The 14,622-nt window shown below is 62.9% G+C and carries 14 protein-coding genes; 10 read left to right on the forward strand and 4 right to left on the reverse strand.

Annotation, left to right across the window (positions count from 1 at the left end; all coding sequences use genetic code 11):
- Window positions 1–28: 28 nt before the first annotated feature.
- The 6 genes from gatC to ACIOVF_RS11995 all read left to right on the forward strand — a co-directional run bounded on the left by gatC (window position 29) and on the right by ACIOVF_RS11995 (window position 5,243).
- On the forward strand, window positions 29–316 hold the full coding sequence (gene gatC / locus ACIOVF_RS11970; protein WP_045196305.1) for an Asp-tRNA(Asn)/Glu-tRNA(Gln) amidotransferase subunit GatC: 288 nt from the start codon (window positions 29–31) through the stop codon (window positions 314–316).
- A 16-nt stretch (window positions 317–332) separates the two neighbouring features.
- The gene (gene gatA, locus ACIOVF_RS11975; RefSeq protein WP_401289620.1) at window positions 333–1,784 is read left to right on the forward strand and encodes an Asp-tRNA(Asn)/Glu-tRNA(Gln) amidotransferase subunit GatA; all 1,452 of its coding nucleotides are present in this window, start codon (window positions 333–335) and stop codon (window positions 1,782–1,784) included.
- Window positions 1,785–1,795: 11 nt separating this feature from the next.
- Complete coding sequence (gatB, locus tag ACIOVF_RS11980) at window positions 1,796–3,241, forward strand: Asp-tRNA(Asn)/Glu-tRNA(Gln) amidotransferase subunit GatB (RefSeq protein ID WP_045196301.1); 1,446 nt, start codon at window positions 1,796–1,798, stop codon at window positions 3,239–3,241.
- Between the two features lie 136 nt (window positions 3,242–3,377).
- Window positions 3,378–3,749, forward strand: a complete 372-nt coding sequence (locus ACIOVF_RS11985) for a septal ring lytic transglycosylase RlpA family protein (RefSeq protein ID WP_045196299.1) — start codon at window positions 3,378–3,380, stop codon at window positions 3,747–3,749.
- 62 nt (window positions 3,750–3,811) lie between these two features.
- Window positions 3,812–4,855, forward strand: coding sequence for a calcium/sodium antiporter (locus ACIOVF_RS11990; protein WP_045196297.1), 1,044 nt, complete (start codon window positions 3,812–3,814; stop codon window positions 4,853–4,855).
- A 10-nt stretch (window positions 4,856–4,865) separates the two neighbouring features.
- Window positions 4,866–5,243, forward strand: coding sequence for a carboxymuconolactone decarboxylase family protein (locus tag ACIOVF_RS11995; protein ID WP_045196295.1), 378 nt, complete (start codon window positions 4,866–4,868; stop codon window positions 5,241–5,243).
- A 22-nt stretch (window positions 5,244–5,265) separates the two neighbouring features.
- On the opposite strand, the gene ACIOVF_RS12000 is transcribed toward ACIOVF_RS11995, so the two are convergent.
- On the reverse strand, window positions 5,266–6,639 hold the full coding sequence (locus ACIOVF_RS12000) for an amino acid permease (protein ID WP_045196293.1): 1,374 nt from the start codon (window positions 6,637–6,639) through the stop codon (window positions 5,266–5,268).
- Between the two features lie 52 nt (window positions 6,640–6,691).
- Window positions 6,692–7,633, reverse strand: coding sequence for an AEC family transporter (locus ACIOVF_RS12005; RefSeq protein ID WP_093388147.1), 942 nt, complete (start codon window positions 7,631–7,633; stop codon window positions 6,692–6,694).
- A 182-nt stretch (window positions 7,634–7,815) separates the two neighbouring features.
- Here ACIOVF_RS12005 and ACIOVF_RS12010 point away from each other — a divergent pair, with 182 nt between their 5' ends.
- Both ACIOVF_RS12010 and ACIOVF_RS12015 read left to right on the forward strand, forming a co-directional pair.
- Entirely contained in the window at window positions 7,816–9,456 is a 1,641-nt protein-coding gene (locus tag ACIOVF_RS12010) for a phospholipase (RefSeq protein ID WP_401289627.1), read from the forward strand.
- 14 nt (window positions 9,457–9,470) lie between these two features.
- Window positions 9,471–9,662, forward strand: coding sequence for a hypothetical protein (locus tag ACIOVF_RS12015; protein ID WP_093388142.1), 192 nt, complete (start codon window positions 9,471–9,473; stop codon window positions 9,660–9,662).
- A 59-nt stretch (window positions 9,663–9,721) separates the two neighbouring features.
- Here ACIOVF_RS12015 and ACIOVF_RS12020 read toward each other — a convergent pair whose 3' ends face one another.
- A complete protein-coding gene (locus ACIOVF_RS12020; protein WP_010223415.1) occupies window positions 9,722–10,282 on the reverse strand; it encodes a response regulator transcription factor in 561 nt (186 codons plus the stop codon).
- Window positions 10,282–11,538, reverse strand: coding sequence for an ATP-binding protein (locus tag ACIOVF_RS12025; RefSeq protein ID WP_045196284.1), 1,257 nt, complete (start codon window positions 11,536–11,538; stop codon window positions 10,282–10,284). The genes ACIOVF_RS12020 and ACIOVF_RS12025 overlap by 1 nt, the downstream gene beginning before the upstream one ends.
- Before the next feature lie 202 nt (window positions 11,539–11,740).
- On the opposite strand from ACIOVF_RS12025, the gene ACIOVF_RS12030 reads away from it, so the two are divergent.
- Window positions 11,741–12,460 (forward strand): SIMPL domain-containing protein, encoded by a 720-nt coding sequence (locus tag ACIOVF_RS12030; RefSeq protein ID WP_093388139.1) that lies wholly within the window; start codon window positions 11,741–11,743, stop codon window positions 12,458–12,460.
- A 314-nt stretch (window positions 12,461–12,774) separates the two neighbouring features.
- The gene (locus ACIOVF_RS12035) at window positions 12,775–14,400 is read left to right on the forward strand and encodes an ABC transporter substrate-binding protein (RefSeq protein ID WP_045196280.1); all 1,626 of its coding nucleotides are present in this window, start codon (window positions 12,775–12,777) and stop codon (window positions 14,398–14,400) included.
- The last annotated feature ends 222 nt before the right edge of the window (window positions 14,401–14,622 follow it).

Genomic DNA, 14,622 nt, shown 5'->3' on the forward strand with positions numbered 1-14,622 from the left:
TCCGTTTCTGTTTTCCCAGGAGATCCCCATGGCGCTTGAACGCTGCGACGTGGAAAAGATCGCTCATTTGGCCCGACTGGGCCTGAATGAAGCCGATCTGCCACGCACTACCGATGCCCTGAACAGTATTCTGGGACTGGTCGACCAGATGCAAGCGGTCGACACCACTGGCATCGAGCCACTGGCCCACCCTCTGGAAGCCACCCAGCGCCTGCGCGCCGACGTGGTAACAGAAAGTAACCATCGCGACAGCTACCAGGCCATCGCCCCGGCGACGGAAAACGGCCTGTACCTGGTTCCGAAAGTCATCGAGTAAGGGAATAGAGCCTGCCATGCATCAACTGACCCTGGCCGAGATCGCCCGCGGACTCGCCGACAAGAAGTTTTCTTCCGAAGAGCTGACCCGCGCCCTGTTGGCGCGCATCAACCAGCTCGACCCGCAAATCAACAGCTTCATCAGCGTCACCGAAGACCTGGCCATCAGCCAGGCCCGGGCCGCCGACGCCCGCCGCGCCGCCGGCGAGAGCGGCGCCCTGCTCGGTGCACCGATCGGCCACAAGGACCTGTTCTGCACCCAGGGCATCCGCACCAGTTGCGGCTCGAAGATGCTCGACAACTTCAAGGCGCCGTATGACGCCACCGTGGTCAGCAAGCTGGCCGACGCTGGCGCCGTGACCCTGGGCAAGACCAACATGGACGAATTCGCCATGGGTTCGGCCAACGAGAGCAGCTACTACGGTGCGGTGAAAAACCCGTGGAACCTCGAGCACGTGCCGGGCGGTTCGTCCGGTGGCTCGGCGGCCGCGGTTGCTGCGCGCCTGCTGCCTGGCGCCACCGCCACCGACACCGGTGGTTCGATCCGACAGCCGGCGGCGCTGACCAGCCTGACCGGGCTGAAACCGACCTACGGTCGGATTTCGCGCTGGGGCATGATCGCCTACGCCTCGAGCCTCGACCAGGCCGGCCCGCTGGCCCGCACTGCCGAAGACTGCGCGCTGCTGCTGCAAGGCATGGCCGGTTTCGACGCCAAGGACTCCACCAGCATCGACGAACCGGTGCCGGACTACAGCGCCAGCCTCAACGCCTCGCTCCAGGGCCTGCGCATCGGCCTGCCGAAGGAATACTTCGGTGCCGGCCTCGACCCGCGCATCGCCGACCTGGTCCAGGCCAGCGTCAAGGAGCTGGAAAAGCTCGGCGCGGTGGTCAAGGAAATCAGCCTGCCGAACATGCAGCACGCCATCCCGGCCTACTACGTGATCGCCCCGGCGGAGGCCTCGTCCAACCTGTCGCGTTTCGACGGTGTACGTTTTGGCTACCGCTGCGAGAGCCCGGTCGACCTCACCGACCTGTACAAGCGCTCCCGCGGCGAAGGCTTCGGCCCTGAAGTACAGCGCCGGATCATGGTCGGGGCCTACGCCCTGTCGGCCGGTTACTACGATGCCTACTACCTGCAGGCACAGAAAATCCGCCGCCTGATCAAGAACGACTTCATGGCGGCCTTCAACGACGTCGACGTGATCCTCGGCCCGACCACGCCAAACCTGGCCTGGAAGATCGGCGCCAAGAACAACGACCCGGTCGCCGAGTACCTGGAAGACGTCTACACCATCACCGCCAACCTCGCCGGCCTGCCAGGCCTGTCGATGCCGGCCGGTTTCGTCGATGGTCTGCCGGTTGGCGTGCAGCTGCTGGCACCGTATTTCCACGAAGGCCGCCTGCTCAACGTCGCGCACCGCTACCAGCAAGTGACTGACTGGCACACTCGCGCACCTAACGGCTTCTGAGGGATCACCACATGCAATGGGAAGTTGTCATCGGGCTGGAGATTCACACCCAGCTCGCCACCCAGTCGAAGATTTTCTCCGGCAGCGCCACCACTTTCGGCTCCGAGCCGAACACCCAGGCCAGCCTGATCGATCTGGGCATGCCCGGCGTACTGCCGGTGCTCAACCAGGAAGCGGTGCGCATGGCCTGCATGTTCGGCCTGGCCATCGATGCCGAGATCGGCCAGCACAACGTGTTCGCGCGCAAGAACTACTTCTACCCCGACCTGCCCAAGGGCTACCAGATCAGCCAGATGGAGCTGCCGATCGTTGGCAAGGGCCACCTGGACATCGCCCTCGAAGACGGCACGGTCAAGCGCGTTGGCATTACCCGTGCGCACCTTGAAGAAGACGCCGGCAAGAGCCTGCACGAAGACTTCAGCGGCTCCACCGGCATCGACCTCAACCGCGCCGGCACCCCGCTGCTGGAGATCGTCTCCGAGCCGGACATGCGCAACGCCAAGGAGGCCGTGGCCTACGTCAAGGCCATCCACGCCCTGGTGCGCTACCTGGGCATCTGCGACGGCAACATGGCCGAAGGCTCGCTGCGTTGCGACTGCAACGTCTCGGTTCGCCCCAAGGGCCAGGCCGAGTTCGGTACCCGCTGCGAGATCAAGAACGTCAACTCGTTCCGCTTCATCGAGCGCGCGATCAACACCGAAGTGCAGCGCCAGATCGAGCTGATCGAAGACGGCGGCCGGGTCATCCAGGAAACCCGCCTGTACGATCCGAACAAGGACGAGACCCGCTCCATGCGCAGCAAGGAGGAAGCCAACGACTACCGTTACTTCCCCGACCCGGACCTGCTGCCGGTGGTCATCGAAAGTGCCTTCCTTGAAGAGGTGCGCGCCACCTTGCCGGAACTGCCACCGCAAAAGCGTGAGCGCTTCCAGAGCCAGTTCGGCCTTTCGGCCTATGACGCCAACGTCCTGGCGACCAGCCGCGAACAGGCCGACTACTTCGAACAAGTGGTCGGTGTGTGCGGCGACGCCAAGCTTGCCGCCAACTGGGTCATGGTCGAGCTGGGCAGCCTGCTGAACAAGCTGGGCCTGGAAATCGACCAGTCGCCGGTCACTGCCGAGCACCTGGGCGGCATGCTCAAGCGCATCCTCGACAACACCATCAGCGGCAAGATTGCCAAGGTGGTGTTCGAGAAGATGGCCGCTGGCGACGGCGATGCCGACCAGATCATCGAAGCCGAGGGCCTCAAGCAGGTCACCGACAGCGGTGCGATCGAGAAGGTCCTGGACGAAGTGCTGGCCGCCAACGCCGAGCAGGTCGAGCAATACCGCGCTGCTGATGAAGCCAAGCGCGGCAAGATGTTCGGCTTCTTCGTCGGCCAGGCCATGAAAGCCTCCAAAGGCAAGGCCAACCCGCAGCAAGTGAACCAATTGCTCAAGAGCAAGCTCGAAGGGTAATCGCGTCACCCTGTGGGAGCCGGCGTTGCCGGCGATGCAAGGCGAAGCCTTGCCAGTTTCTGGGGCTGCCGAGCAGCCCATCGCCGGCAACGCCGGCTCCCACAGGTGATCACTTCACCTCGGAGCAACTGATTTGATGTGGCGTCCCCTCAGCGCACTCGCGCTCTTCAGCCTGCTGGCCGGTTGCGCCAGCCACGATATCGACCCCCGCGGTTACGACAAGACCGGCACCGCCTCCTATTACGGCTCCCGTCACCACGGTAAACGCACCGCCAGTGGCGAGCCTTTCAACCAGCACGGCATGACCGCCGCCCACCGCAGCCTGCCCTTCGGCACACGGGTCAAGGTCACCAACCTCAACAACGAACGCAGCGTCGTGGTGCGCATCAACGACCGCGGCCCGCATACCCGTGGCCGGCTGATCGACCTGTCGCGCGCCGCCGCGGATAAACTCGGGATGATCCGTAGCGGAACCGCGCGCGTACGGGTACAAAGTCTCAGCGATTGACCTGACCCCGGAGCCCGACCATTTTCGACCTGGCCGCTTTACCCACTTTCAGCCTGCTGCAGTTGAGCATCGGCCTGCTGTTGCTGATCGCCGGCGCCGAACTGCTGGTGCGCGCCGCCCTGCGCCTGGCCGCCAGCCTGCAAGTGCGGCCATTGATCATCGGCCTGAGCCTGGTGGCATTCGGCAGCAGCGCGCCGCAACTGACCGTCAGCCTGCAGGCGGCCTACACCGGCGCGCCGGATGTCGCGGTCGGCAGCGTGATCGGCAGTAACATCTTCAACATCCTCGTGACCCTGGGCCTGGCCGCGCTGATCATCCCGCTGCGGGTCTCGCGCCAGCTGGTTCGCCTGGACATCCCGCTGATGATCGCCGCGAGCCTGGCGGTGTACCTGCTGGCCTTCAACGAACTGCTCGGGCGCCTGGAAGGAGCCCTGCTGCTGTGTGGCCTGTTCGGCTACCTGGCGATCCTCTGGCACCAGTCCCGCCACCACGCGCGCACCTACCCGTCCCCCGGACCGCGCCCGCAGCGTGGCGGCCGGTTCTGGCTTGGTAGTGTGCTGCTGATGCTGGCCGGGCTTGGCCTGCTCAGCCTGGCCGGCCATCTGCTGCTTGAGGCAGCGGTAGAGGTGGCGCAAGACCTGGGCCTGTCAGAGCGGGTCATCGGCCTGACTGTGGTCGCGGTCTGCACCTCGCTACCGGAACTGGCCACCTCGCTGATCGCCGCCCTGCGTGGCGAGCGGGAGATCGCCGTGGGCAACGTGATCGGCAGCAACCTGTTCAACCTGCTGGCGGTGCTCGGCCTGACCGCGTTGGTCGCCCCCGAGCCGCTGTCGATCTCGCCCAATGCCCTGGCCTTCGACCTGCCGGTGATGCTCGGGGTCGCGGTGCTGGCGCTGCCGGTGTTCTACTCCGGTTACCGGGTGACCCGCGCCGAAGGGCTGGTGTTCCTCTGCCTGTACCTGGCTTATGGTCTGCATGTGGTGGCTTTCACCACCGGCATGCCGCTGGCCAGCCGGCTTGAAAAACTGATGCTGTTCTACGCATTGCCAGCACTGGGGGCGTTGCTGCTGTACACCACCCTGCGTGCCTGGCGCCGCCAACACTAAGGAAAACAACATGGGCGACAACAACAAATCCGGCGAACAGGTTCGCCGCCAGGTCATGGGCGATGCCTTCGTCGATCGCGCTTTGAGCAATGCCACCGACTTCAGCCAGCCGCTGCAGGACTTCGTCAACGAACATGCCTGGGGCAGCGTCTGGAGCCGCGAAGGCCTGCCGCTGAAAACCCGCAGCCTGATCACCCTTGCCGCCCTCACCGCACTCAAATGCCCGCAGGAGCTCAAGGGCCACGTGCGTGGCGCCCTGAACAACGGTTGTACGGTCGAGGAAATTCGCGAGGCGCTGCTGCACTGCGCGGTGTACGCCGGCGTGCCGGCAGCGGTCGATGCCTTTCGCGCCGCCCAGGAAGTGATCGACAGCTACCCGCAGAGCTGATCGATCACTTGCGCCAAGGCCGTCAGTTGCTGACGACGACGGCCTTCTGACTTTTCTTCTTCAGCCAGAACGCCACACCCAGGGTGGCGATCCAGGCCGGGATCAACATCACCGAAATGCGGATCGGCGGGGTCAGGTACATCACCACCAGAATCAGGCCGATGAACGCCAGGCACAGGTAGTTGGTCACCGGGTGGCCCCAGCTCTTGTAGAAGGTCGACTCGCCCGACGCCTGCTTGGCGCGGCGGAATTTAAGGTGGGTAATGCTGATGCTGGCCCAGTTGATCACCAGCGCCGAAACCGCCAGGGCCATCAGCAGGCCGAAGGCTTCGCCCGGCATCAGGTAGTTGATCAGCACGCACAAGCCGGTGGCCAGGGCAGAAACACCGAGGGCCGTCAGCGGCACGCCACGGCGGTTGACCTTGAGCAGCGCACGCGGCGCGTCACCCTGGCTGGCCAGACCGAACAGCATGCGGCTGTTGCAGTACACGCAACTGTTGTACACCGACAGCGCGGCGGTCAGTACCACCACGTTGAGGATGGTCGCTACCAGGTTGCTGTCCAGGTTGTGGAAGATCATCACGAACGGGCTGCCGCCCTGCACCACCTTCTGCCACGGGTACAGCGACAGCAGCACCGCCAGGGCGCCGATGTAGAAAATCAGGATGCGATAGACCACCTGGTTGGTGGCACGCGGGATGCTGTGGCGCGGGTTGTCGGCTTCGGCAGCGGTGATACCGACCAATTCCAGGCCGCCGAAGGAGAACATGATCACCGCCATGGCCATCAGCAAACCGCTGAAGCCATTGGGGAAGAAGCCGCCGTACTGCCAGAGGTTGGCGACACTGGCGTCCGGCCCGCCATTGCCGCTGGCCAGCAGCCAGGCGCCAAAGCCGATCATGCTGACGATGGCGATGACCTTGACCAGGGCGAACCAGAACTCCATTTCGCCGTAGACCTTCACCTGGGTGAGGTTGATCAGGTTGATCACCACGAAGAAGATCGCCGCCGTCGCCCAGGTCGGGAAGTCCGGCCACCAGTACTGCACGTAGATACCCACGGCCGTCAGCTCGGCCATGCCGACCAGCACATAGACCACCCAGTAGTTCCAGCCGGAAACAAAACCGGCGAACTCGTTCCAGTAGCGGTGGGCAAAGTGGCTGAAGCTGCCGGCTACCGGCTCGTCGACCACCATCTCGCCCAGCTGGCGCATGATAAAGAACGCCATCAGGCCGGCAATCGCATACCCCAGCAGCACGGCCGGACCGGCCATCTGGATGGTCTGGGCAATACCCAGGAACAGGCCGGTACCGATGGCGCCACCCAGGGCAATCAACTGGATATGGCGATTCTTCAACCCGCGCTGTAATCGCTCTGGGGGGTTCTGTTCTTGCATGAAATGTCCTTGAAGGTGGAAGGCAGTGTTGGCTTTATTGTCGGCACAGAATCTAGATCCAGCCGCCCCACTGCAAGAGGAAAATGCCGATATTCGTGGTTATGGCGGCCATCAGCGTAGTAATTACGATGATCGAGGCGGCCAGTTCATGGTTACCGTTGGCCGCGCGGGCCATCACATAACTGGCCGCGGCGGTCGGGCTGCCGATGTACAGGAACAGGATACCCAGCTCCGCGCCGCGAAAGCCGCAAAGCCAGGCCGCCAGGGTGCCGATCACCGGCAACCAGATCATCTTCACCAGGCTGGCGCTGACCGCCAGGCCACCGCTTTCGCGCAGTGACGCCAGCGACAGGGTACCGCCAATGCAGATCAATGCCAGCGGCAGGGTCATCTGCGCCAGGTAATCACCGGAGGTCAGCAACCAGTTGGGCAGCGGCACTTGCCCGTAGGCCATGGGCGTGGCGAGCAGCACGCTGATGATCAGCGGGTTGCGCAGGATACTCTTGCAGATGCTCCAGGGGTCGGACTTCATGCTCGGGCTGTACACCGCCAGCACCACCGACGACAGCGAGTTGTACAGCAGTATCACCAGGCCGGCGAGGATCGCCCCCAGCGAAATGCCGTAATCGCCATACATGCTTGCCGCCAGTGCCAGGCCGATAACCCCGTTGTTGCCGCGAAAGCCGCCCTGGGTGTAGATGCCGCGGTCTTCACGCGGGCAGCGCCACAGGGCGAAGCCCCAGGCCAGGGCAAAACTGCCCAGGGTGGCGACCACGAAGAACACCAGCAGCCCGGGCTTGACCGCCGCCGTCAGGTCGGCGTGGTAGATCCCCAAAAACAGCAGCGCCGGCATGCACACGTTGAACACCAGCGACGAGGCGGTGTGGATGAAGCCGTCGTTGATGGCCTTGATGCGTTTGAGCAGCACGCCCATGAACAGCATGGCGAACACCGGCGCCGTGATGTTCAGCGTCTGGATAAAGAGGGCGAGCATGCAGGGTGGTCCCGATGGCTGTCGTTAGGGGGCTAATGATACGTCAGCCGTCGATTGATGAATCGTAATCTGGTGTAAGAAAAAAGAGTTGTTGACGTAGGAAATGGTTTGGATATGATCGAAATAACTGTACATGCATACAGTTGTTTAGGTAAATCCATGACATCTCAAAGGAGTTGAATATGTCAGGTATGCAAACTGGACTGCACGCCCAAAAGGCGCTCGCCACTACCGTGGTCGCCGACCTCGACGCCCTGTTCAGCGTCAGCGGCATCAACATTCCCGGCCCTGACGCCCGCCTGGTGCTGGTGCTCGACGGCCATCACACGATCAAATACCACCGCCTTGGCCTGGCGGCCAAACCGCCTGCCAGTGGCAAGCCGGTACTGCGCTTCGAAGGCGGCGAACACACCGCCATCGGCGACAACACCCTGCTGCGCTTCAGCCACGACAGCGCGCCGATCCCGGCCTGGAAAGTCGCCCTGCACCTGGCCAATGGCCTGAGCCTAAGCTACGGCCAGATCGTCGCCCTGGGCGGCGATTTCTATGGCATTCCCGAGCGGCCGATTGCCGATGGCGCCACAGCCGAAGAACGCGTTGAACGTTTTGTCGCCGCCTTTGATTCACTGGCCGTGCTTCCCGCCTCCCGGGAAGAAGCCGGCAAGATCCTCGCGGTCATGCAGCGGGAAATCGCCGCCGCCAACCAGGCGATCAAAGACGGTCGCCAGCCTCATGAAGCCTACGACCAGTTGGGCGACACCCTCTCGGAAGAGTGGAACAAGATCACCGGCGGCGGCAGTTTCGTCTCGCCGATGTTCCCCCTGGGTCGCTATCTCAAGCTGGCCGCCAGCAACTGGGACCACTTCGGTGAATGGGCGCTGCTGGCGTATGTCGCCGGCCATACCGCCGCCTTGCGCCAGGCCGTGAAAGCTCGCACCAGCGGCGATGACGGGCAGCTGGAACTGGCCTACGCGATGAACGCCTTCGCCGACCACTTCCTCACTGACCTGTTCTCCGCCGGCCACGTGCGGGTACCGCGCAAGGCGATCAAGGACAACGTCACCCCGGCCGATCTCGGCTCGCTGATCTCGCGCTTCATGCACGATGAAGACAGCAAGTACGGCCTGGTGCTGCGCAATGCCCAGGGCGATACCTGGCGCGGCTATGGCGACAAGCGCTACTTCGACAGCATCGACGTCGCCAACCGCAAACAGGTGGGCCTGGCGGTGCAGAAGTCTGCCGATGAGATCTTCCAGGCATTCGACACCGGCAACCTGCCGGCGCCGACAGCCTATGGTGCCCTGCGCATCGCCGCTGACTTGCAAGCTGCTGTGGAAGGACAGGTGCCAGGCAACTTCGCCCCACTGTTTGCCCTGCGCAACGGCAAGCTGATGCGCCGCGCCGACGTCAACAACCTCAATGACCCGGCGCAGATCGACAACTGGTGGGGCTGGAGTACCTACCTGCTGCTCAAGGACTACAGCCCGAACAAACCCACCGGCTACCTCGATGCCCCTGCCAGCGCCCCGAGCATTCGCGCCGACGGCTGGCAGACCCAGGTACCGAGCCAGCCCAACTGGCTGCCCGGCCATGCCGTGCGTTATGCGGTGAGCGTGGTCAACGGTTTCAACGAGTCCTACATTGGCCCGTGGAGCGACTACGCCGAACTGACCGAGCGTTTCCAACCGACCCTGACGGTGCCGCTGGATACCTCCGGCAAGTCGGTGTCGCGCAATCTGTTCCGCCAGTTCCGCGGCGGCTCGCCGGAACTGATCGCCTCGCTGGATGCGGGCACCACGACCTATATCGATCAACAGCCGTGATAAGGAAATCACTCATGAGCATTACCCTGAATATTGAGCTGGCGTCGGGCCAGTCCCTCAAGGATGTACCCCTGGAGCTGCTGCGCGATGGCGTGGTGGTGGGTCGGGCCAAGCTGGCTGAAAGCGGCAAGGTGGTATTCGATGCCGCGCACGGGGCCGGGCAACTGGCAGTGCGGGTGGATCGAACGATCCTCGGCGGCAAATAAATTGATCGCGGGGCAAGCCCGCTCCTACAGTAGGAACGGGCTTGCCCCGCGATAGTCAATCAGCGCCGAACCGGGCGCTTTTGCAGCTTGCGCTGCAAGGTCCGCCGGTGCATGCCCAGGGCCCGGGCGGTGGCGGAGATATTGCCTTCATGTTCAGTCAGCACGCGCTGGATGTGTTCCCACTGCAGGCGGTCCACCGACATCGGGTTTTCCGGCACCAGGCTGTCGAGGTCGGCGTGCTCGGAAAGTAGCGCGGCCAGCACATCGTCGGCGTCGGCCGGCTTGCACAGGTAGTTGCAGGCACCGCGCTTGATCGCCTCGACCGCGGTGGCGATGCTCGAGTAACCGGTGAGGATCACCACGCGCATTTCCGGGTCCAGCTCCAGCAGCTTGGGCAACAGTACCAGGCCCGAATCGCCATCCATCTTCAGGTCCAGCGTGGCATAGTCCGGCACGTCGTCCTGGGCGATTTTCAGGCCCTCTTCGGCAGAACCTGCAGTGCTCACGCGAAACCCGCGGCGACTCATGGCCCGGGCCATTACCCGGGTAAAAGTGGCGTCGTCGTCAACCAGCAGCAGGTGCGGCAGCTCTTCGCCTTCAACCTGGATTTCATCACTCATCACACATCTCCTCGCGCGTCACGCGGCAGGCGCAGCTCGGTGAGCGTACCGCCTTCTTCATGACTATAGAGTTTTACCGAGCCACCAGCACGGGTCACGCTGGCCTTGCTCAAGAACAGGCCCAGGCCGAAGCCTTTGCCCTTGGTGGTAAAGAAGGGTTTGCCGATCGATTCGGCAATCGCTGCCGGCACGCCCGGGCCGTGGTCGCGGATGCTGATCACCATGTCCTGGGCGTCCCAGTCCAGGCGCACTTCCAGGTCGTCCGGGCAAGCATCGGCGGCATTGTTCAACAGGTTCAGCAAGGCCTGGGTGAGGTCCGGCGGCGGCGCCAGGCGCGGCACATTGCCCTGGCCCAGGCGCTGGAAGCGGTAACTGGCCTCGGGGCGCATCAGGTGCCAGCGGTTGAGCGCTTCGTCGAGCCAGAAGGTCACTTCCTGGTTCTCGACCGCCAGGCGCCGGTTGGCTTCAGCAGCACGCACCAGGTTCTGCAGGGTCTCTTTACACAACTTGACCTGGTCCTGCAGCACTGCCAGGTCTTCCTGCAGCAGCGGGTCGCTGTGGTCCTGGCGCATTTCCTTGATCAATACGCTCATGGTCGCCAGGGGCGTGCCCAGCTCATGGGCAGCGCCAGCGGCCTGGGTGGCCACGGCCAGCAGTTGCTGGTCGCGCAGGCCCTCCTCTCGGCGTTCGGCGCGCAGTTGCTCCTGGCGGCGCAGCTCTTCGGCCATCTTCGCGGCGAAGAAGGTAATCACCGCCGCTGCCAGGGCGATACTCAGCCACATGCCGTAGACCTGCATCTTCTCCCGGGCCATAGGGAAGGTCTCGAGCGGATAGAACTGCACCAGCAGCAAGCTGTAGGCGGCCAGGGCAATACCGGAGAGGATCAGCGAGTAGACCCAGGGCAAGGTCACCGCGGCAATGGCCAGCGGCACCAGGTAATAGGACACGAAGGGGTTGGTCGAACCGCCCGAGTAATACAGCAAGGCACTGTGGATCAGCAGGTCACAGGCCAGCTGGAAGGCATATTCCAGCTCGGTGACCGGCAGGGTCAGGCGCAGGCGCAGGGCCGTGAACGCGCACAGCAGCATCGACAGGCCGAGGGTAATGACCAGCGACAGCCACGGTAGCGGCAGCAGTTCGGTCCAGTAGGCGACACCGACCGAGCCGGCCTGGGCGGCAAGCACCAGGATGCGGATGAAGGTCAGGCGCCAGAGGTTCTGACGGGTTGCAGACAGCATTTGTACGGGGGCGAGCATGAGCTCTCCTGATGAGTGCTCCAGGCGAATCGTCGCGAGTATACCGAAGCTGCGGCCTGGTCTGCAGTGATGCGGCAAAGCGCCACACTTTTTTACATAACAATGATGGCCATTTTGAACCTCACTACACTGTTGCCAGTCTCATGGGCCAGCGTGCACTGCTTGTGTTCAGTGCCCGCGCCACACTTTCAAGGAGTCATACATGTCGATCACCCGCAGCAGCGCCGCCCTGGCGATGGCCACCAGCTTGCTAGCCAGCCTTCCGGCCCTGGCCGATGAGGCCCCGCGCTACAACCAGATTTCGCTGCGCGCCGAAGTCAGCAAGGAAGTGGCCCGCGACCTGATGGTCGTGACCCTGTACAGCGAAGCGCAGAATACCGACCCGGGCAAGCTGGCCACTGAAATCACCGAAACCATGAACAAGGCGGTGAAACAGGCGCGCGAAGTCAAGGATGTGAAGATCAGCCAGGGCAGCCGCAACAGCTACCCGATCTACGACAACAAGGGCCAGAAGATCACCGGCTGGCGCGAACGCGCCGAGCTGCGCCTGGAAAGCGCCAACTTCCCGGCCCTGTCGCAACTCACCGGCACCCTGCTGCAGGACCTGAAAATGGGCGGCATGGACTTCTCCATCGCCCCGGCCACGCGCAAAACCAGCGAAGACGACCTGCTCAAGGATGCCGTCAACGCCTTCAAGGCCCGTGCCCAACTGGCCACCGAAGCCCTGGGCGGCAAAGGCTACAAAGTGGTCAACCTGAACCTCAACAGCAGCGGTTACCCGCATCCTTATGCCCGTAGCGCACCGATGATGATGAAAGCCGCCGGCATGGCCGCAGACGCAGCGCCCGCTCCGGAAATCGAAGCCGGCACCACCGACGTGACCATGAGTGCCGATGGCACCATTGAAGTCCAGATGCAGTAAGCCGCGTTACTTTTCTGCTGGTTCGCGGCAGTTTCGGCTGTCGCGAACCCTGTTACTTGTAGCACCTCGCGCCCCAAATTAGTGCAGAGACTGACTCAATAGTGAGACAACGTCTTCGAAACAACCTGAAACACCCCCTCGCAAACGATCAACTCCGTAAAAAATTATACGGATGCGACATTCCTGTACGTTCGTCCCACTGTTTACCGTCACCCATCCCTTTGAGTGTTGCATTGGGTATGGGGCCTGCATAAGTATCCGCAGGTCGGCTCACAAGGCCCCCTCAAATCAAAAATGACAACAATGAGGCCACCATGCTCAAACACGCGGTCATTCCGTTTCTGGTCGGCGCAGGCTTGCTTGCCGGCGCACCCTCCGCCCTTGCGGCGACTAACCTGGTGTTTTGCTCCGAAGGCAGCCCCGCGGGCTTCGACCCGGGCCAGTACACCACCGGAACCGACTTCGATGCCTCAGCCGAGACCGTCTTCAACCGCCTGAGCCAGTTCGAGCGTGGCGGCACCGCAGTGATCCCGGGCCTGGCGACCAGCTGGGACATTTCCGACGATGGCCTGACCTACACCTTCCACCTGCGCGAAGGGGTCAAGTTCCATACCACCGAATTCTTCAAGCCGACGCGCGCCTTCAATGCCGACGACGTGCTGTTCACCTTCAATCGGATGCTCGACAAGGACATGCCGTTTCGCAAGGCCTACCCTACCGAGTTCCCGTACTTCACCGACATGGGCATGGACAAGAACATCGCCAAGGTCGAAAAGCTCGACGAGCACACGGTCAAGTTCACCCTCAACGGCGTCGACGCAGCGTTCATCCAGAACCTGGCCATGAGCTTCGCCTCGATCCAGTCCGCCGAATACGCCGACCAGTTGCTCAAGCAGGGCAAGCCCGCCGACATCAACCAGAAGCCGATCGGCACCGGCCCGTTCGTGTTCAGCAAGTACCAGAAAGACGCGCAGATCCGCTTCAAGGGCAACAAGGACTACTGGAAGCCTGAGGATGTGAAGATCGACAACCTGATCTTCGCCATCACCACCGACGCCTCGGTGCGCATGCAGAAGCTGAAAAAGAACGAGTGCCAGGTCACCCTGTTCCCGCGCCCGGCCGACATCGAGCCACTTAAAAACGACCCGAACCTGAAGATGCCTGACCAGGCCGGCTTCAACCTCGGCTACATCGCCTACAACGTGATGGACAAGATCAAGGGCAGCAACGAGCCCAACCCGATGGCCCAGCTCAAGGTTCGCGAAGCGCTGGACATGGCGGTAAACAAGCAGCAGATCATCGACTCGGTGTACCAGGGCGCCGGCCAGCTGGCGGTCAACGCCATGCCGCCGACCCAGTGGTCCTACGACACCACCATCAAGGACGCCAAGTACGATCCCGAGAAGGCCAAGCAGCTGCTCAAGGAAGCCGGCATCAAGGAAGGCACCGAGATCAACCTCTGGGCCATGCCGGTGCAACGCCCGTACAACCCCAATGCCAAGCTGATGGCCGAGATGCTGCAATCGGACTGGGCCAAGATCGGCATCAAGGCCAAGATCGTCAGCTACGAGTGGGGCGAGTACATCAAGCGCTCCAAGGGCGGCGAGAACGGCGCCATGCTGATTGGCTGGAGCGGTGACAACGGTGACCCGGACAACTGGCTGGGCACCCTGTTTGGCTGCGATGCCCTGGAAGGCAACAACTTCTCCAAGTGGTGCTACAAGCCGTACGACGACCTGGTCAAGCAAGCCAAGGCCACCTCCGACCAGGCCAAGCGCACCGAGCTGTACAAGCAAGCGCAACACATCCTCAAAGAACAGGTTCCGATGACACCCATCGCTCACTCGACGGTGTATCAACCTATGCGTTCAACCGTACAGGACTTCAAGATCAGCCCGTTTGGCTTGAACTCCTTCTATGGGGTCAGCGTGACCAAATAGCAGCCATCTGGCTCGGCCCCGCGACGCCACACGGCAGCCGGGGCCGCAGCCTGATGGCCTGGCAGGTCAGCCGCTAGCGCATCGACACGGAACAGTCGCACGCCCTATCGGGTACCTCCTACACACCTCTGCGTAATCGCACCTATCTGCAGCGCTTTGATGGCTCTACCGTCAAGGGTGCAGCAGAGTCGGCGCGATTCGTATGGCTGTGCGCCATGGACC

This window comes from Pseudomonas sp. NPDC087612 (assembly GCF_044743505.1).
Lineage (GTDB): Bacteria > Pseudomonadota > Gammaproteobacteria > Pseudomonadales > Pseudomonadaceae > Aquipseudomonas.

Excerpts from the sequence above, each read along its gene's own strand:
- gatC (WP_045196305.1), top strand. The coding sequence starts at position 29 with ATGGCGCTTGAACGCTGCGACGTGGAAAAGATCGCTCATTTGGCCCGA.
- gatA (WP_401289620.1), top strand. The coding sequence starts at position 333 with ATGCATCAACTGACCCTGGCCGAGATCGCCCGCGGACTCGCCGACAAG.
- gatB (WP_045196301.1), top strand. The coding sequence starts at position 1,796 with ATGCAATGGGAAGTTGTCATCGGGCTGGAGATTCACACCCAGCTCGCC.
- ACIOVF_RS11985 (WP_045196299.1), top strand. The coding sequence starts at position 3,378 with ATGTGGCGTCCCCTCAGCGCACTCGCGCTCTTCAGCCTGCTGGCCGGT.
- ACIOVF_RS11995 (WP_045196295.1), top strand. The coding sequence starts at position 4,866 with ATGGGCGACAACAACAAATCCGGCGAACAGGTTCGCCGCCAGGTCATG.
- ACIOVF_RS12000 (WP_045196293.1), bottom strand. The coding sequence starts at position 6,639 with ATGCAAGAACAGAACCCCCCAGAGCGATTACAGCGCGGGTTGAAGAAT.
- ACIOVF_RS12005 (WP_093388147.1), bottom strand. The coding sequence starts at position 7,633 with ATGCTCGCCCTCTTTATCCAGACGCTGAACATCACGGCGCCGGTGTTC.
- ACIOVF_RS12010 (WP_401289627.1), top strand. The coding sequence starts at position 7,816 with ATGTCAGGTATGCAAACTGGACTGCACGCCCAAAAGGCGCTCGCCACT.
- ACIOVF_RS12015 (WP_093388142.1), top strand. The coding sequence starts at position 9,471 with ATGAGCATTACCCTGAATATTGAGCTGGCGTCGGGCCAGTCCCTCAAG.
- ACIOVF_RS12020 (WP_010223415.1), bottom strand. The coding sequence starts at position 10,282 with ATGAGTGATGAAATCCAGGTTGAAGGCGAAGAGCTGCCGCACCTGCTG.
- ACIOVF_RS12025 (WP_045196284.1), bottom strand. The coding sequence starts at position 11,538 with ATGCTCGCCCCCGTACAAATGCTGTCTGCAACCCGTCAGAACCTCTGG.
- ACIOVF_RS12030 (WP_093388139.1), top strand. The coding sequence starts at position 11,741 with ATGTCGATCACCCGCAGCAGCGCCGCCCTGGCGATGGCCACCAGCTTG.
- ACIOVF_RS12035 (WP_045196280.1), top strand. The coding sequence starts at position 12,775 with ATGCTCAAACACGCGGTCATTCCGTTTCTGGTCGGCGCAGGCTTGCTT.